The organism is Vibrio sp. HB236076, from assembly GCF_040957575.1.
Taxonomy (GTDB): domain Bacteria; phylum Pseudomonadota; class Gammaproteobacteria; order Enterobacterales; family Vibrionaceae; genus Vibrio.
On the sequence record NZ_CP162601.1, the window covers coordinates 1,134,091 to 1,152,454 of the forward strand.

Here is an 18,364-nt window from a genome sequence, read left to right on the forward strand (position 1 = left end):
GTTTTTCTATCGAATACAGCGAGTAAAAAGACTCACTTAAACATCACTTGACCTGGCAATTTAAGCAATAGGTATAGATGCCTTTGGGGTCGTTAAATTGACTCAGTAACTGGGCATCTTGCGAGATTTGCGTCAGCGGTGAGACCAGCGCATCAGGTACCCAACTTTGTACCGAGACGCCGATATGAGCAGAAACCGATAGGACGAGTTGCTGCAACAAACGCTCTGTGGTGGACAGCGGTGTTTTCATAAAGTCGACCGAGTAGTCACCGTCGGTGAGCTCAGCCAATTGTGCCGCTTGATTGATCGCATCATCAAAGTCGCCGATTTGATCCACCAAACCGCGTTGCAACGCATCTTGTCCCGTCCAGACTCGCCCTTCGGCAATGGCATCCATGTCGGCCATTGGCAATTGACGATTGTCAGACACTAATTGGGTGAAACGTTGATAACCGTGATTAATGGCCAATTGCATTGCTTGTTGTGCACCTTCTGACAATCCTTGTGTGAGACCGTCACCAGAAAATGGCGAGGTGCCTACACCATCGGTAAAGACACCGAGTTTGTTTAGGCCTTTTTCAAAGGTGGTAATCACACTAAAGATGCCAATTGAGCCAGTCAGCGTAGTGGGCTGGGCGATGATTTTATCGGCACTCATCGAAATCCAATAGCCGCCAGAAGCTGCGAGACTCGACATGGACACCACCACAGGTTTACCGGCTTGCTTAAGCGCTAGGATTTCGTTGCGGATCACTTCAGATGCAAAAGCACTACCGCCAGGGCTGTCGACACGCAATACCACGGCTTTGATGTCGTCATCATTTTTGGCTTTGCGCAGGCGGTTGGCCAGGGTATCGCCACCGACTTGGCCAGCCGGTTGCGTGCCGTCGACGATGGCACCGCTCGCCACGATAACGGCGACGCGCTTGCTATGTGGCGTGGGTTCTGCAATGGTCGACTTATATTGGTAATAACCAATGGCTTGATAACTGTCTTTGCCATTGCTACCAAATTGTTGCGCAAGCTGATGGCGAACCTCTTGTCGGGTGGCCAATTGGTCAACCAAGCCTTTCGACATGGCCAGCTCAGCAAGGCTGCCTTTGGCGTTGGCAAAATCGGCTAAGAACTCATCCATACTCGGGTTGAGCTGTTGTTCATCAATTTGTCGGTTGTGACTGACATCTTGGACATAGCCATCCCAAAGTTGCCCCACCCAACGCGTGGAGGCTTGCTTGGCTTCTGGGGACATGTCATCGCGTAAGAAGGGCTCCACTGCAGATTTGTAAGTGCCGACTCGAAACACGTGAGTGGATACGTCAAGCTTTTCAAGTAGGGATTTGTAAAACAGCGAGTAGGCTTTGTAGCCTTTTAGGTACACGCCGCCATCAGAGGATAAGTAAACCTTATCGGCGTAGCTGGCCAGATAATACTGGCTCTGATTGTAATTATCGCCAACCGCGTAAACCGGTTTGCCACTGGCTTTAAATTCATTAATGGCTTTGGCGATATAGCGCAGTTTGGTCAAGTTGGTTTCTGGTAAATCGTGCAAGCTCAGCACCAAGCCGGAAATCGATTCATCGTCTTTGGCGTGGCGCAATGTACTCACCACATCCCATAGCACGTTTTCTTGTGGCAGTTCATCGCCCATTAACGAACGGGTAAGGCTGCTGGCGGGATTGATAAAGCGGCTTTGTTCAACAATGGGGCCAGAGAGGTTGAGCACTAGGGCTGATTGTTTGGTTATGGGGTTCGACTCGGAAGGAGACGAAAAATGAAACGCGAGGTAAATTAACGCCACTAAGCCAAAAAAGAATAGGTTCGTTAGTGCAATACGCACGAAATTTATCACTCGCCAAAGGCTCTTAAACAACCAGCCGATTGAACGAAACAAAGTTTTCATGGGGTCTCCAACAAAAAACGACAGCGTCGAGGCTTTTTTCATCGCCAAACCAACAATACGCCCCTGAATAGGGTATCGATCAGGGTGTTGTCCCAGCGCGTTTGAGGCCTTGAGCGGTAACGCGTTTGGCCCAGCGATGACAGTTCGTATTAGTTAACAGCGAAAAGCCAAGTTAATGATAGGGTTAGCTTAACACGTGCCAAGCGCTTGAGCACGGCTTTGCTGGTATTTGACGTCATTTATTAGCGTGTTTGCCGCATCACAGATTTGCGCTAAGAAAGCCGGTTGATATTGATCTATGTTACAAAAATGTAAAAGAGAATTGCGCCTTAAAATGACGCCAGATAATCTGGTCAGACCACAACGTTAATTGGTGAAGGTCTGTATGTATTCCTCATTATTTCAGCCGTTAGATTTAGGTTTTACGTCGTTAAAAAATCGCATTTTGATGGGCTCGATGCACACGGGCTTAGAAGAAGACAAGCAGGATCTCAGTCGTTTAGCGCACTTCTATGAATTGAGAGCCCAAGCTGGCGTTGGGTTGATTGTCACGGGTGGCTTTTCCCCCAATTTGCGCGGTCGATTGACGCCGTTTAGTGCTCAGTTTAGTCATCCTAAACACGTCACTCGTCATCGTGTGGTAACCGATGCCGTCCACCGACATCAAGGAAAAATTGCCTTACAGCTCTTGCACGCAGGGCGCTATGCCATGCACCCTTTTTGTCAGAGCGCAACCGAAATGCGCGCGCCCATTGCCAAATTTGCTCCCTCGGCCATGACGGAGCGACAGATTTTAGCCACCATCAAAGACTTTGCGCACTCTGCGGCTCTCGCCAGAGAGGCGGGATACGATGGGGTGGAAATCATGGGTTCAGAAGGTTACCTCATTAATCAATTTCTCTGTCAACGAACCAATCAAAGATACGATGATTGGGGGCGAGATCGCGAGGGCAGAGAGCGTTTTGCCTTGGCGATTGTCGATGCTGTGCGCCAAGCGGTAGGGCGAGATTTCATCGTCATTTTTCGCCTGTCAATGTTGGATTTGGTTGAACAGGGCAATCGCTTTGAAGACGTACTCCATTTGGCTAAGCAACTGGAGTCAAAAGGCGTTACCATGATCAATACCGGCATTGGTTGGCATGAGTCGCGTATCCCAACCATCGCCACCAGTGTCCCGCAAGGCGCGTTTACTTGGGTGACCGAAAAAGTCAAACCGCATTTAACAGTGCCGGTGATTACCTGTAACCGCATTACGCAACCCGAACACGCCAACCGCCTGATCGAAGAGGGGGTGGCTGACATGGTGTCGATGGCAAGGCCATTTCTTGCCGACCCACAATGGGTGGAAAAAGCGTCTCAGGGGCAGGCTGAACACATTAACACTTGCATTGGCTGTAATCAGTCGTGTTTGGATAAGGTGTTTAGTGGCCAGCGCGCCAGTTGCTTACTCAACCCTTTTGCTTGCCATGAAACGGAAAAAGTGCTGAGGCCGGCCGAGCAAAAAAAACGCATTGCCGTTGTCGGAGCTGGGCCGGCGGGCTTGGCCTGTGCGACCACGTTGGCCAAGCGAGGCCATGAAGTGGATCTTTTTGAGCGCAATGATCGCATCGGTGGTCAGTTTCGACTGGCGATGCAAATCCCCGATAAACGCGATTTTAGAGAAGCGATACGCTATTTTGCTCATCAAATTGAATTGACGGGGGTGAATTTATTGCTGGGACAAAGCCCGTCGTTAGCGCAATTGCAAACTTATCAAGGCGTGGTGTTTGCCACGGGAGTGAAACCAAGAGACATTGATTTACCAGGGGCAAAAGATTCCCCCTTAGTCATCGATTATCAAACTTTTTTACGAGAACGGCCCCCCTTGGGTAACAAGGTGGCGGTGGTGGGGGCTGGCGGTATAGGTATCGATGTCGCGACCCTGTTAACCGAGCCAGACAATCAGCCTGTTGACGATTGGTTGGAAAGTTGGGGCATTGATAAAACCTATCGTTATCGCGGGGGCTTATTGCCGACAGAAGCGGTGCCCTCATCTAGGCAAGTGTGGTTGTTGCAGCGCAGTGCGGGGATGGTTGGCCGAGGCCCTGGTAAAACCACAGGTTGGGTCTACAAACGGTTGTTAGAAAAACGCGGTGTGAAGATGCAAAATCAAGTGCGCTATCTGGGGATTGACCAACAGGGCCTTCACATCGAACGCGATGGCAAAGTGCAATGCTTAGACGTTGACCAAGTGATTCTCTGTGCTGGACAAGAACCTAATGTGCCTTTTTCTGAGCAGCAAATGGCATCGTTGTCCGATTGTCATCACATCGGGGGAGTGTTAGACGCTAGCGGCGTCGATGCGGCGCGCGCGATTGCCGAGGGCGTTGATTTAGCGCTAACACTTTAGAGGTGCAAGAGCGTGAACAAAACCTAATTGGTTAGGTGTGACGAGCAGGGCAAAAATTGGCCTGGTTTGTCATCGAATGCACAATAGCAAGGACGGGAAATGAGAGAGCTGATACACTTGAAAAAAATACAGCACATCAAGAGTTAAGCTATGGATGCATTGGATTTATTATTACACAGACGCTCGATGAATCAGTTGCAAGCACCGGCGCCAGAGGGGCAAGTGCTTGAGAATATTTTGCAAGCGGGGTTGCGCGCCCCGGATCACGGTCATCTAACGCCTTGGCGTTTTGTGATTGCCCAAGGGGACGGGCTGAACCGATTGTCGACCATTTTGTCGTCGGCAGCAAAGGCAAGAGGCAGCGATGAAGCCTTACAACTCAAGTTAAAAAATGCTCCGTTTCGCGCGCCTATGGTGATCACTGTCATCGCTAAGGTCAGCGAACATCCGAAAGTGCCGCCCCTTGAGCAATATTTGTCGGCGGGCTGTGCGGTGCAAGCGATGCAAATGGCTGCAGTGGCACAGGGTTTTCAAGGCATTTGGCGCTCCGGTGAGTGGATGTTCGACCCTCAGGTAAAAGCGGCGTTTTCAGTCTCAGGTGACGATGAGATCGTGGGTTTCTTATACCTTGGCACGGCCAAAGTCGAACCCGTAAAAGCCCAAGCATTGCCATTGAGCAAGTTTGTTGAGTACTTGTAGCCTTTACGGGCAGACATTAAGGTCAGAATACTGTATGAAATCCCAGTTTTTCTTGCCTAATGTGGGTGATTTTGTATAAGGTTGCCGAGTGTATTTTGTAAGGCTATTTGTATGACTCGTCTGTATATTGCAGAAAAACCCAGTTTAGGCCGTGCTATTGCGGCTGTGCTTCCCAAACCTCAGCAAAAAAAACAAGGCTATATTCAGTGTGGTAATGGCGATATTGTCACCTGGTGTATTGGCCATTTGCTTGAGCAGGTTGAGCCTGATGCCTATGACGAAAAATACAAAAAATGGCGGCTTGACGACTTGCCGATCATTCCAGAGCAGTGGCAACTCAAAGCGCGTAAGAGTGCGGCCAGTCAACTCAAAGTGGTTCGTCAATTATTAAAACAAGCCGATGAGATTGTTCACGCCGGGGATCCGGATCGCGAAGGGCAATTGCTGGTCGATGAAGTGCTGTCGCATTGCCGAGTTTCGGAGCGCAAAAAGGCGGCGGCGCTGCGTTTGCTGATCAATGATTTAAACCCAGCCGCGGTCAAAAAAGCCCTGGCCGCTATGCGCCAAAATCAGGAATTTGTGCCGCTATCGGTATCGGCACTCGCGCGTTCACGCGCGGATTGGCTGTATGGCATGAATTTGACCCGCGCCTATACCTTGCTGGGTCAGAAAGCGGGTTACCAAGGTGTGTTGTCGGTTGGCCGTGTACAAACGCCAGTATTGGGTTTGGTGGTGCGACGCGATGAAGAAATCGAGCAGTTTATCCCCAAAGACTACTTTACCCTCCATGCGCTAATTCCTTATCAAAGCGAGCAAGGCGCAGAGTTTGATATTCGCGCGAAATGGCAACCGAGTGATCATTGCCGGCCTTGGCAAGATGAAGAAGGCCGGGTGCTATCACGCAAACTGGTGGAAAATGTCGCGGCGAGAATTGCCGGCAAACCGGCCACAGTGACCAAGTCAGAACACAAGCAGAGCAAACAGTCTGCGCCGTTGCCCTATTCGTTATCGGCGCTGCAAATCGATGCGGCCAAGCGCTTTAATTTTAGTGCGCAAAAAGTGTTGGATATCTGTCAGTCACTGTATGAGAAACATACGCTTATTACCTACCCACGTTCGGATTGTCGCTATTTACCGCAAGAGCATTTTCGCGAAGCGGCGAGTGTGACCTCGGCCATCAAGTCGACCTCGACGTCTTTGTCTCAAGCGGTGGACGGGGCCAATTTGTCGTTAAAGTCGAAAGCGTGGAACGACAGCAAAGTCGATGCTCATCACGCCATCATTCCCACCACCAAGTCCAAACCAGCGTCGTCACTCAGTGCAGAAGAGAACAAAGTCTATCACCTGATTGCTCGCCAGTATTTAATGCAGTTTTACCCGCCGGCGGTGTATGCAGAAACCCAATTGGTGTTTGATATTGAAGGCGGCAGCTTTATTGCCAAAGGCAAAATCTTACAGCAGCCAGGGTGGCGCGCGCTGCTTGGCAATGATAAGACGGCCAGCGCTAAGGGCAATGAAAAAGCCGATGAGGAGCCGCAAGTCCCGGTTTTGGCCCAGGGGCAAGTGTTAACTTGTCGCGAAGGTGCAATCAAAGACTGTAAAACCGAGCCACCAAAACACTTTACCGAAGCGACCCTGTTACAAGCGATGACGGGCATAGGTCGATATGTGCAAGACAAGCAGCTCAAAGGGATCTTAAAAGAAACCGATGGCTTGGGTACAGAGGCAACTCGCGCTGGCATTTTAGATACCTTGTTCAAAAGGCAATTATTGACTCGTGAAGGCAAAAGTGTGCGCAGTACCGCGGCGGGTCGAGGGCTCATTCACGCTTTGCCTGCGCAGTCGACCCTGCCGGATATGACCGCTCACTGGGAGCATCAATTGCAAGCAATGGCCGAGAAAAAGCAAGCTTATCAGCCTTTTGTTCAGGCGTTACAAAGTCAAATTCACACCATCATTGAGCAAGTGAAGCAGGCTCCGGTACCGGCATCGTTACAATCGTTGCCACCGGTGGCCAATCGCTTTAAAAGCAAACGTCGGCCTCGTAAGTCGGCACCAAGAAAGAAAAAAACGGTCTAGTTTTGGCATCCGAACAGGGGACGGTCGCACACTGAATCTTCTAAATAGTCGTGTTAGCCCCTGACTTAAGCTCAAAAGAAAAGTATGCCCGATATAGCGAGAAAATCATGATCCCTTTTGTTTATCACCCCATGTATTCCCAGTTAGATTTACCCGATGGGCACCGGTATCCGATCAATAAATACCGCTTGTTGTATCAAGCGCTTTGTCAGCAGCAACAAGCCGATGAACATTGGCTTACTTTTGTGCATCATCACCCCAATGCGTTAACGCTTGATGAGGTCAAGCGGGTTCATCAAGCCAGTTATGTCGATGATTTAGCCCAGGGGAAATTACCCTTGGCCAAAATGCGGCGGATTGGTTTTCCTTGGAGTGAACGCTTAATTGAGCGAACCTTGTTATCGGCTGGCGGGACAGCAAACACCTTAGCATTGGCTTGGCAACACGGGATGGCGATTCATTTAAGCGGCGGTTATCACCACGCGCATTATGATTTTGGCAGTGGCTTTTGTCTGTTTAACGACTTGGTACTGGCAGCCGAACAAGCAATTGCTCACTGCCAAGGCGTCGATAAGGTGTTGATCATCGATAGTGATGTTCACCATGGTGATGGCACCGCCGCCCTGTGTCAGTCGCGTGACGATATCATTACTTTGTCGTTTCACTGCGAGAAAAATTTCCCGTCGCGCAAACCAGAGTCGGATTTGGATGTGCCTATGGCCAAAGGGGTACAAGATGAAGAATTTCTTGAGCAATTCAAGCAGGTCGTCGATTTGGCGGTGCGCTGTCATCAACCCGATGTGATTTTGTATGACGCCGGGGTCGATATACATCAAGAGGATGAGCTTGGGTATTTACATGTATCAACCTCGGCTTTGTATCAACGCGATCACTTTTTGTTCCAATATTGTCAGCAAAGAGCGTTACCCGTTGCCGCGGTGGTGGGGGGCGGATATCGCACCGAGCACGGGGATTTAGTACCATTGCATTGGCAGCTTTTACAAGCGGCGTTCGATGTGTCGACCAGCAAAGGAGGCTAGAATGGAGCACAGAATACGCGCGGCGGCAGTGATACTAGACAAGCAGCACCTGTTGATGCTCAAGGTCGCCGACGATAATGGAGAGTATTGGATTTTACCAGGTGGTGGGGTAGAAGACAGGGATGCAGATTCTCGACAGGCTTTACGGCGAGAGTGTTGGGAGGAAGTGGGGGTAACCGTTGACGTTGGTGAGCTATTAGCGGTCAATGAATTTAAAGAAATCGTTAATCAGCGTTATCAATTAGAGCTGTTTTATGCCGCGTACATTGTTGAGGGCCAACCTCATTTACGTCATCTAGTTGGGTTAAGCGATCAAGATTACATTCAATCTTGGGCATGGGTTCCTTTGGTTGAGCTTGAAAATTATCGTTATTTCCCTCGCCGATTGAATGACTTAGTGGCACTTTGCCAAGAACAACGCCATTCTTATCATTTAGGGTGTGATCAAGCTTAGTCAGATTGAGCATCAAAAAGTGCTGCTTGGTTCTACTCTTCAAAATCTAGTGAGTCATTGAAATCTATGATCTTGATCGCAATTGCTGAGATAAATTGCCACAAAAAATACAAATGATAATCAATATCATTCAACTTTTTGTTTTGGGTTGCTATACTCGCGCCACACGAATGAGCTCGCTCATTGGTTATTGGTTAGAACACCGCTCATAAGAGAAAGGATAGTAACATGGCAATACCAAAAATCGCGCCTTACGCATTACCTCAAGCTGAACAACTGCCTGAAAACCGAGTGAACTGGGCGTTTGATGCTCAGCGCAGCGTGCTGTTAATTCATGATATGCAGGAGTATTTCCTCAACTATTTTGATGTCAGCAAAGCTCCGATTGCCGATATCATCAACAACATTCAGGCGTTGAAAGCCATGGCCCGACAAGCCGGTATTCCGGTGATTTACACCGCGCAACCGGCCAACCAAGATCCCAAAGAGCGTGCATTGTTAACCGATTTTTGGGGGCCTGGTCTTCAGCAAGAGACGGCGATTATTGATGATCTCACTCCACAAGAAGGCGATATTCAATACGTCAAATGGCGCTACAGCGCGTTTAAAAAATCGTCATTAGAATCCTTTATGAAAGAACAAGGCCGCGATCAGCTGGTGATTTGTGGTGTCTATGGCCACATTGGTATTCAGGCGACCGCATTAGAGGCCTTTATGTTGGACATCAAACCGTTTGTTGTTGCTGATGCGATTGCCGATTTTAGTCAGCAGGAACATTTACAAACCTTGGGGTTCATTGCGGGTCGAGCGGGGCAAGTAGTACAAAGTGAGCAATGGATTCGCGCGATTGAAAAAGAGACCACGACATCGACTCAACAAAGCGAAGGTTTGTCCTTACTCGTGATGAAGCAAGATGTCGCTGAAGTCTTGATGCTTGATTTGGCCGATGTCGATGAAAACGAAAACTTACTCTTTCTCGGTTTAGACTCGATTCGAGCCGCGACCCTACTTGAAAGATGGCGTGCTTATGGGGTCAACTTGTCCTTTGCCGAGTTGATTGAAAAAGTGAGTTTACAGGAATGGTGGCAACTGATTGAGTCAACCCAAAAAGGAAAGTCACTCACTGCCGTTGAGGGGTAGCAGTTAAAGGCGATGTTTTTGGTTATTTAGATGCTTCGCGTACTGCTTTTTCACACAGTGTCTCATCTGTGAATAAATCGACCTAGCCAACTTTGGCTAGGTTTTATTTTTGTCTTTTGGTTTATTTTCTTCTCGTTCATGTCAAGCACCGCGGCCACACCCCATTAATTATTTCTATGCGTGAAATCAACTCGATTGAATAACTTCTACTCATGACACATCTGAACATGAAAGTTTTTCTTTCCAGTTTAATGATGAGGTGACCACAACCGTTCGATACGTACCGGAATACACCGGAACTTATAGCGATGGAACCGTGTATGAAGATGGCGTATTAGTGTCTGATTCTTCTGACTCGGATGAATCGACCAGTAGCTCTAGTGGCTCATCTGGCGGCTCGTTGGGACTCTTTGGCTTGCTAGGCATGATCGGATTGGCATTTTCAAGAAGAAAGTGTAAAGCAGGAAATAGAAAACAGACTTATACCAATCTGATTAACTCACCAAGGCGCTCACGATGGAGTGCCTTGGTGATTAGCGAACGGGTTGTAAACCTTTCAATCAATCTGCTACTGAGCCGACTTTGTTCGCACTGTTTTCACTGGCTGGTGACAGCGCAATAAGCTCTGAGGCGATTGCTTTGAGTATCTCGCCAATGGTTTGGCAATCTTCCAGCGAAAAGGTCAGCGGAATGCGCATGTCACACAAGGTGGCGAGCACCTTTTTGGTGTTGGGTAACTCTGGGGTTGCCTCCATGTAATGCCAACTGTCAAAAGCGCTAGTAAAGCCAACCGGCTCTTGATGGCCAAACCATTTTATCTCGACACCGCGCTCGTGACAGGCTTGAAGAAACCTTTGGATGAGGTGCAGGTCCTCAGTTTGAACGGTAAATTGAATCGAACTGCCAACGAACTCTTCTTTGGGCTCTCTGGGCGGGCAGGTTAACAGCGTTGTGGCGTTGATCGCTTGTTCTAACACGCGGTAGCGCTGGTTCCATCGCTGACATTGATGATCCAGGTTGGCAAGTTGCGGTCTTAAAATAGCGGCTCTGAGGTGATCGAGACGGCAAGAGTAATTGGGGACTTGGGTTTTTAATGCTTCAAAGGTGGCGAGGTCAGGGCGAGCGGTGTGTCGCTCATACAGCATGTAAGACCCAGAGTGAATGATGGCCCGAGCAATAAGCTCTGCATCATCAGTGACCAATAACCCTCCTTCACCAGAATTAATGTGCTTGTAGGTTTGAGTGCTAAAACAAGCAACATGGCCAAACGAGCCTGACTTTTTGCCATTCCACGCGGCGCCCATGGTATGGGCACAGTCCTCGATTAAGGTTAATTGGTGGGTCTTGCAAATCTCGATGATTTTGTCCATGTCCGCGATGTGGCCGCGCATGTGAGAAAGCAATAAAAAGCGACTGCCACTGGTGGCCGCTTTGTGCGCCAAATGGTCTAAATCAATTTTGTAATCGTCAGTGATTTCAACCAATTCGATACTCGCGCCGGTATTTTCAATGGCACCCGGGACAGGGGCGAGGGTATAGGCATTACACAGCACTTTATCACCGGGTTTCACACCGGCACTTTTCATGGCGAGGTACAGCGCACTGCCGCAAGAGGCGCAAGCCAAGCCGTATTTCTTGCCAATATAGGCCGCGAACTCTTCTTCGAGTAAACTGGTGTGGCCTTGTTCGCCGGGGTCTAGATTGTAGCGATGTAATTTTCCCGTTTGTAAAATATCGACGGCCATTTGGATGCCTTGATCACTGATCGGCTCTTGTTGGGTAAAACTTTTGCTGAAGGTTTTCAATCTAATGTCCTTATGTACGTTGCCGAGCATTATCCTTTGCTCTAATGGGGGCCTTAATGGCGGCCTGAGACTCGCTGACAATGGTCAGTGTTTCCACGAAACTAGGGCAGTTGGTCGAGGTAAAAAAGCACCAGAAAAATTTTTTTCTAGTACCAAAGCCAGGACAACTGGCATTCTAAAATGAGAGAGTCACAATTAAAAATACCACGGGGAATGCAACAGGGAATGGAACAGAACAAGCAAATGCTCATGATACGGCCCTACCAAGAGTCCGATGCTGAAACACTATGGTCGCTGTTTTATCACACAGTAAGGACGATTAACCGGCGTGATTATACCCAAGCACAAGTCGAGGCTTGGGCACCAGCGGCGATGAGTATGGATGTTTGGCGCACGACTTTGCAGAAAAAGGCGACTTATGTGGCAGAGCAAGACGGAAAAATACTGGCCTATGCCGTTTTGCAAAGCGATGGGCTTATTGATCATTTCTTTTGTCATCATCAACACCAAAGGCAAGGCCTTGGTCGTACCTTAATGACTTATCTTGAAACTGAGGCAAGCAGGAAAAAGATAGACACGCTTTATGCTGCGGTGAGTATCACCGCTGAGCCGTTTTTTACCCAATCGGGTTTTGAGGTGATAAAAGAGCAAATCGTCACGCGCCGCGGGCAAACTTTGCGCAATATTGTGATGAAGAAAACCGCCACTTCGACATAACCGCGGCTAAGCAGGCACCAGATCATCTCTGACCTAGTGCCTGTGCTGGGTTCTCAAGCGTTAAACGTAAATTAACTCATCGGGATTAATGGCTAAATACACCCTTTGTTTGGCTTGCCATCTTGGCTCGTTGGCCGGCCTAGAAACCAAAAGCTCGCCAGCAGACGTTAACACTTCATATTCCATGCGACTGCCTAGGTAAGTGGCATTGGCAATTTCGCCGCTAAGTTGTGTCGCTTGAGCTGACAGTTGAATCAGTTCGGGTCGAATCGAGACCACGGTTGGACCATCAGAGCGGTTTTGGGCATCGATTTTCCATTGCTCAAGATGCAGTACGCCTTGGGTCACCTCACCACTGAGCAAATTGGCATCACCAATAAAGTCAGCCACAAACTGAGAGTTTGGATGTTGATAGAGATCTTCAGGCGTGCCAACTTGTTCAATTTGACCGCTTTTCATTACCACGACTTTATCAGATACGGCGAGCGCTTCTTCTTGATCGTGCGTGACATAAACGGCAGTGATACCAAACCGCTGCTGAAGTTCGCGAATTTCTCGACGCACCTTGCGTTTTAACTTGGCATCGACATTGGATAGGGGTTCATCAAACATCAATACATCGGGCTGTTGTACAATCGCTCTGGCAACCGCGACTCGCTGCTGTTGTCCGCCTGATAGCTCTGAAGGATATCGGTGTGAAAAGCCATTTAATCCGATTAAAGCTAACACGTCATTGGCGCGTTGCACGGCATCGGCTTTTTTTTCGCCGCGGGTAATCGGGCCGTAGATAACATTGTCCATGACCGTCATATGTGGGAACAAAGCGTAAGACTGAAACACCATGCCGACGTTTCGGTCTGCCGCAGATTTTTGACTGACGTTTTGGCCGTTAATAATGATATCGCCAGAGCTAGGTAACTCAAGGCCAGCAATCAGGCGCAATGTGGTGGTTTTACCACACCCCGACGGACCTAAAAAGGTGACCAACTCACCTTTGTTGATGGTCAAGTTGATATGATCGACCGCGGTGGTGTCATTGAATTTTTTGACGATATTTTTTAATTCGATAGCAATGTTTTTCATTGGCTGACTTCCATATCCGTTAGCGCAACGGATGTTTTTCGTTGCTTGGCTCGTTTGCCAAGGCCTTTAGTAATAAGAGCGACGCAGATGATCATAATCAGCATCAACACCATTGAGTAGGTAATCGCGAGGGCGTACTCGCCATTTTCGACACGGCCCATAATGTAGGCGGTTGCCATGTTGTAACGGGCACTGACTAAGAAAATTACCGCTGAGACGGCGGTCATGGCAGTGACAAAGGCGTAGATGAGTGCGGTAAAAATCGCCGGTTTGATCAGGGGTAAAACGACGTTTTTTAGGGTTCTATCACTGGTTGCGCCCATGGTTAAACTGGCTTCTTCCATCGACTTGTCAATCTGAGATAACGCGGCCATTCCCGCTCGCATCCCGACAGGCATATTGCGAAAGGCGAAGCAAATGACCAGTATGACTAAGGTGCCCGTGATATCGACAGGTGGGGTGTTAAAGGCAGAAACATAGGACACCCCAACCACAGTGCCGGGTATGGCAAAGCTGAGCATGGTCATAAATTCAAACTGACGCCGACCGTGAAATTGCATGCGTGTGACCAGCCAAGCGGTAATGATGCCGAGCACGGCCGTAACCGGTGCCGCCAATGCCGACACCCATAATGTGGTGAACAGTGAATCCCAAGCAGAGCCGTAGAACTGCAGTCCATTTTCATTGACGTCAATATTAAAAGCTGTACTGAGGTGTTCAAGTGACGGCGTTAAGTCCCAGCGACCGATGTCTTGGACAAAGCCACCAAGTGTGATGATGGCATAGATAATTAACGTCAGACCGATGAAGGGCAAGGTGATACCCAAAGCACTTTTCGAGACGAGGTTCGGCAGCGGCATCATACTGCCCGCATCGGACTTACCGGTAACCGTGACATAGCTTTTCTTACCTAACCATTTGGTTTGTAGCCAAAAAGCCAATAGAGTCAGGCTTAATAATATCAGTGACAGTACAGCGGCATTGTTTAAATCGTATTGGGCGCCGACCACGGCAAAGAAAATCTTAATCGACAAGACTTCAAAATTACCACCGACCACGATGGGGTTGCCAAAATCGGCCAAACTTTCGATAAACGCCAATAAAAAGGCGGCGGCCAGACCGGGTTTGAGTAGGGGCAAGGTCACCAATCGAAAGCTTTGGAGCGCTTTTGCCCCCATGGTTTGCGACGCTTCTTCTAACGTTGGGTTGATGGCCTCTAACGCCCCTTGGATCACTAAGAAAGTCACGGGGGTAAACGCCAACACTTGGGCGATTAAGATGCCAGGTAAGCCGTACAACCAGCGCGTTGGGCGCATACCCAATAGATCAAAAACAAACTCGGTGACTAAACCACTGCGGCCAAACAAGACGATGATCGCCACGCCGACCACAAAGGGTGGGGTGATAATAGGCAATATGGACAGACTTTTCAGCAGCCCTTTGTATTTAAAATCCGAGCGCACATAAAGGAGTGCTAACGCCAAACCGAGCAAGGTCGAAATGGAAGCAGAGAGAAAGCCAAGTACTAAGGTATTGATCACCACGCCGCAGCGGCCACTTCCCGTGACACAATTGAGTTGCCAAAGTTCTGCTGAGGTCAAAGTCGGCACCATATGGCGTATTCCCCAAGAACCCTCTGGGCTGATAAAGGCGGCCATCATTAATTTGGCGATCGGGAAAAAGACAAACGTCAGTAACGACACACTGATAAAAACAATGGCCGCACTGGCAAAGCGGTCACCCTTACAAAGGCCTTTCGCTGCCAAACAATGCGAAAGCAAACCAAAGCCACCAATGAGAAAGGCAAAACCGCCCCAGCCTAAGCCGGTTTGTTGGATCTCGAGGGTGGGAAACCAGTTGGTGATCTCCGTGAATTGTGGGCCGTGCAATGAAATCGTAAAAGCTTGCAATAAGGTATAAGCAAGGCCGAGCACTAAGCTCAATAACAGAGGGGTAGAGGCAAAACTTCGCCCTTTAACAATCAATAACAGGCTGAAAAAAGGAGCAAGTAACGTTGGGAGCAACCAAGGCATTTCATCCATGGCCAAAAACAGCGCACTGCCTAGCGGGCTTGATTGCGTCTTATGCCAAGGGAGCAAAAGTGCAGAAGCAAGGTATAAAAAGAGCCAGCTAAAGCCAGCTCTTTGCGTTGATAGATATGAAAACATTAGCGAAGCGATCCAATCTCGTTGTCCCAGCGCTTAAGAAGCGCACTGCGCACTTCTGCCGAGCCATAGCGTTTAAAGTCGTAGTCGATCAATTTAATGTCGGCGAGTTTAGGCGCCAAAGCCGGTACCGTCGCGTTCTTGTTCGACGGCACTTGATAGGATTGAGCTTGGCCAGCCAAACTTTGAGCCTCAGCGCTTAGGGCCCAGTCGTACCACTTTTTCGCGTTCTCTGGGTTTGGACCGCCTTTGACCATACTCATAGAGCCAATTTCGTAGCCCGTGCCTTCACAAGGTGAGACGGTCACAATGGGGGCGCCCTGTGCAGCTTGTGCGACGGCGTCATGCATAAACACGATGCCCACGGCGGTTTCACCCGTGGCGGCGGCGCGGATCGGTGCACTGCCTGATTTGGTGTACTGGTTAATGTTGCCATGCAGCTTTTTCAAATAGTCAAAAGCTTGATCCTCACCAAATAATTGCACCATGGTGGCCAGCATGGTGTAGGCCGTTCCCGATGAATTTGGATTGGCCACTTGAATGTCACTTTCATATTTCGAGTCAAGCAGATCTTGCCAACAGCGAGGCGCTTGGTCACGGATCAGATCGCTGTTATAACCAAATCCTAACGCCCCCGCATAAATTCCGACAGTTTTATAATCAGACGATTTGGCTTGGCGTACCGCCCAATCTTGCAGCTGTGAGAGTTTGTCGGATTGATATTTTACCGTTAAATTCTCTTGAGCGGCTTGTAAGTGAGGATCTCCAGTCCCTCCCCACCAGATGTCGGCACGAGGTTGGTTGCTTTCAGCGCGTAGCTGAGCATAAGTCTCTCCAGAGGAGCGGCGCGTCATGAGAACATGGATGCCTGTCTCTCGCTCAAACGCTTCCGTCATGACTCGACACCATTGCTCACCGGTGGAGCAGTAAACCACGACTTCCCCTTTGTCGGCTGCGTGAGTCACTTGTAAGGGAAACAAGCTTGATGCCATCGCCCCAAATAAAAATAATCCTTTTTTCATTTTTCACTCTCTAGTGTGATGTGATTGATAATATGAATGTTTCATCGCTACTTGACATATATCGGTAAAAATAACCTGTTAATTTTGAAGCGTGAAATAAGTGGTTAACGGATAGGCGGATTAAATCATGGGTTTGTTACTAAAATATTAAATAAAATGCATATAATTATAGGTATATGTAATATAAATGTGTGACCATTTTTATTTCAGCATCAATGGCTAAGGAGAAAGTGTGAATAAGCAAGAAAAAATTAACAAACTCAAAACGTGTATTCACTTGGCAGGGGAACAAGCACAACAAATTCGCCGAGCTGGGCTCAATATTGATGTCAAAGGAAAAAGTGACTTTGTCACCCAAGCCGATAATACGGTGGAAGCCTTTTTACAAGCACAGCTGCAATTGCTCTTTCCTGAAGATGGTTTTTTAGGCGAAGAGGGTGGATTGATTACCGGGACCCAAGGCACTTGGGTTATAGACCCCATTGATGGGACGTCAAACTATTTACAAGGGATGGATTATTGGTGTATTTCCTTGGCCTATGTCGTGCAAGGTGCGATTCAATTGGGCTTTATTTACGCCCCTGATCGAGATGAATTTTTCTTTGCAGAGCAAGGCCAAGGCGCTTGGCTTAACGAACAACCCCTAATCATGGCTAACAGCATCAGCGGGCAAGAAATCATCGGTATCGGTCATTCAAACCGTGTGCCATTAACCTCGTATTTTGAGGTGATTTCAATACTGGATAACCACGGCGTTGATCACCGACGATTTGGCGCCGGCGCCCTGATGTTGGCTCACGTGGCGTCTGGTCAGGTACACGGGTATTTTGAAGCGCATCTTAACAGTTGGGACGCCTTAGCAGGGGTATTATTGGTCCAAGAAGCAGGCGGTAAAGTGTCACACTTTTTGGACCACAATGGTTTATTTGAAGGCAATGCCATTTGGGCGAGTACACCAAACTTATGGCCATTACTTGAGCCGCTGAGCACTCAGTGCTTCCTCAACGACTAACACACTTGGCAAAGCCTCACCGTTACGCGATGGATCTCGCCCATCGGCAAATGACCGTATTTGCAAGCGTGACGGTGTACGCCTTTTTGATGCTCGGTGATTCGAGTGCGCTGTTTAAACACAGTGCGAAACGCGCTCAGTGTTTTTTCACGTACACGCGCTCTGGGCGGCCGACTTTACCGTATTCATTTTCAGCACTGAGTAAACCATGGGCGGCACAATACTCTAAATAACGGCGTGCGGTGGTTTTACCAATGCCGATTTCTTGGCTCAATTGCAGCGCGGTATACTTGCGGCCAATATTTTGCGCAAAAACGCGTTTTATTTTTTCCAGTGTCAGGCTCTCAATGCCTTTGGGTAACGTCTGTTGTGGTTTGTCGCGCAATTGCAGATTAAATAAATCATCAATTTGCCGCTGTTGAACATTGTCATAAGCGTTCATGGCGTTGTTGAGCGACAAATAACGATCCAAGGTTTCTTGTAAGCGAGTAAACGAGACTGGCTTGAGTAAATAATCAAAACAACCGAGTTGCATCGCGCTTTTTACCGTTTCAATTTCGTCGGCCGCCGTGACGAGAACCACATCCATTTTCGCACTCGACTTATCCGCGACCAGTTCTCGGAAAAAATCGATGCCAGTACCATCGGGCAAGTAATTGTCGAGAATAAGTAAACTTGGCTGATGAACTTTGACCATCACTCTGGCCATTTGCAGTGTTTCTGCGATCGCCACGGGGTTAAATCGCGACGTTTGCCGCAACATTTCACTGTGAATTTCGGCAATTTTGACATCATCTTCAATAATTAAAACGTCAATCCTATCCATGTATTTGACCTTATTAAACGGAGAGTAGACGAA

At 48.6% G+C, this 18,364-nt stretch carries 14 protein-coding genes; 8 read left to right on the plus strand and 6 right to left on the minus strand.

All coding sequences use genetic code 11. From position 1 onward, the window contains the following. Window positions 1-43: 43 nt before the first annotated feature. Window positions 44-1,900, minus strand: coding sequence for a signal peptide peptidase SppA (gene sppA, locus AB0763_RS05085; protein WP_306101326.1), 1,857 nt, complete (start codon window positions 1,898-1,900; stop codon window positions 44-46). 385 nt (window positions 1,901-2,285) lie between these two features. Here sppA and AB0763_RS05090 point away from each other — a divergent pair, with 385 nt between their 5' ends. From AB0763_RS05090 to AB0763_RS05115, 6 genes are all read left to right on the plus strand, one after another. Then, the gene (locus tag AB0763_RS05090) at window positions 2,286-4,289 is read left to right on the plus strand and encodes an NADPH-dependent 2,4-dienoyl-CoA reductase (protein ID WP_306101325.1); all 2,004 of its coding nucleotides are present in this window, start codon (window positions 2,286-2,288) and stop codon (window positions 4,287-4,289) included. A 150-nt stretch (window positions 4,290-4,439) separates the two neighbouring features. Then, window positions 4,440-4,988, plus strand: coding sequence for an NAD(P)H nitroreductase (locus AB0763_RS05095; RefSeq protein ID WP_306101324.1), 549 nt, complete (start codon window positions 4,440-4,442; stop codon window positions 4,986-4,988). A gap of 111 nt (window positions 4,989-5,099) precedes the next feature. Further along, window positions 5,100-7,067 (plus strand): DNA topoisomerase III, encoded by a 1,968-nt coding sequence (locus tag AB0763_RS05100; RefSeq protein WP_306101323.1) that lies wholly within the window; start codon window positions 5,100-5,102, stop codon window positions 7,065-7,067. A gap of 107 nt (window positions 7,068-7,174) precedes the next feature. Beyond that, window positions 7,175-8,107, plus strand: coding sequence for a histone deacetylase (locus AB0763_RS05105; protein ID WP_306101322.1), 933 nt, complete (start codon window positions 7,175-7,177; stop codon window positions 8,105-8,107). A gap of 1 nt (window position 8,108) precedes the next feature. Continuing rightward, window positions 8,109-8,561, plus strand: coding sequence for an NUDIX domain-containing protein (locus AB0763_RS05110; protein ID WP_306101321.1), 453 nt, complete (start codon window positions 8,109-8,111; stop codon window positions 8,559-8,561). 228 nt (window positions 8,562-8,789) lie between these two features. After that, on the plus strand, window positions 8,790-9,701 hold the full coding sequence (locus AB0763_RS05115) for an isochorismatase family protein (RefSeq protein WP_306101320.1): 912 nt from the start codon (window positions 8,790-8,792) through the stop codon (window positions 9,699-9,701). Between the two features lie 560 nt (window positions 9,702-10,261). Here the strand turns inward: AB0763_RS05115 and AB0763_RS05120 are convergent. Further along, the gene (locus tag AB0763_RS05120; protein ID WP_306101319.1) at window positions 10,262-11,506 is read right to left on the minus strand and encodes a DegT/DnrJ/EryC1/StrS aminotransferase family protein; all 1,245 of its coding nucleotides are present in this window, start codon (window positions 11,504-11,506) and stop codon (window positions 10,262-10,264) included. Between the two features lie 243 nt (window positions 11,507-11,749). Here AB0763_RS05120 and AB0763_RS05125 point away from each other — a divergent pair, with 243 nt between their 5' ends. Continuing rightward, the gene (locus AB0763_RS05125; RefSeq protein ID WP_306101543.1) at window positions 11,750-12,223 is read left to right on the plus strand and encodes a GNAT family N-acetyltransferase; all 474 of its coding nucleotides are present in this window, start codon (window positions 11,750-11,752) and stop codon (window positions 12,221-12,223) included. Window positions 12,224-12,283: 60 nt separating this feature from the next. On the opposite strand, the gene AB0763_RS05130 is transcribed toward AB0763_RS05125, so the two are convergent. The 3 genes from AB0763_RS05130 to AB0763_RS05140 are packed head-to-tail and all read right to left on the minus strand — an operon-like array spanning window position 12,284 to window position 16,493. Beyond that, complete coding sequence (locus AB0763_RS05130; protein ID WP_306101318.1) at window positions 12,284-13,306, minus strand: ABC transporter ATP-binding protein; 1,023 nt, start codon at window positions 13,304-13,306, stop codon at window positions 12,284-12,286. Continuing rightward, a complete protein-coding gene (locus AB0763_RS05135) occupies window positions 13,303-15,474 on the minus strand; it encodes an iron ABC transporter permease (protein WP_306101317.1) in 2,172 nt (723 codons plus the stop codon). The genes AB0763_RS05130 and AB0763_RS05135 overlap by 4 nt, the downstream gene beginning before the upstream one ends. Continuing rightward, complete coding sequence (locus AB0763_RS05140; RefSeq protein ID WP_306101316.1) at window positions 15,474-16,493, minus strand: ABC transporter substrate-binding protein; 1,020 nt, start codon at window positions 16,491-16,493, stop codon at window positions 15,474-15,476. Before AB0763_RS05140 ends, AB0763_RS05135 begins: the two co-directional genes overlap by 1 nt. A 232-nt stretch (window positions 16,494-16,725) precedes the next feature. Between AB0763_RS05140 and AB0763_RS05145 the strand changes: the two genes are divergently transcribed. Further along, window positions 16,726-17,505, plus strand: a complete 780-nt coding sequence (locus AB0763_RS05145) for an inositol monophosphatase (RefSeq protein ID WP_306101315.1) — start codon at window positions 16,726-16,728, stop codon at window positions 17,503-17,505. Window positions 17,506-17,641: 136 nt separating this feature from the next. Here AB0763_RS05145 and AB0763_RS05150 read toward each other — a convergent pair whose 3' ends face one another. Continuing rightward, window positions 17,642-18,331: a response regulator gene (locus AB0763_RS05150; protein WP_306101314.1), complete on the minus strand. Its 690-nt coding sequence runs from the start codon at window positions 18,329-18,331 to the stop codon at window positions 17,642-17,644. Between the last annotated feature and the right edge of the window lie 33 nt (window positions 18,332-18,364).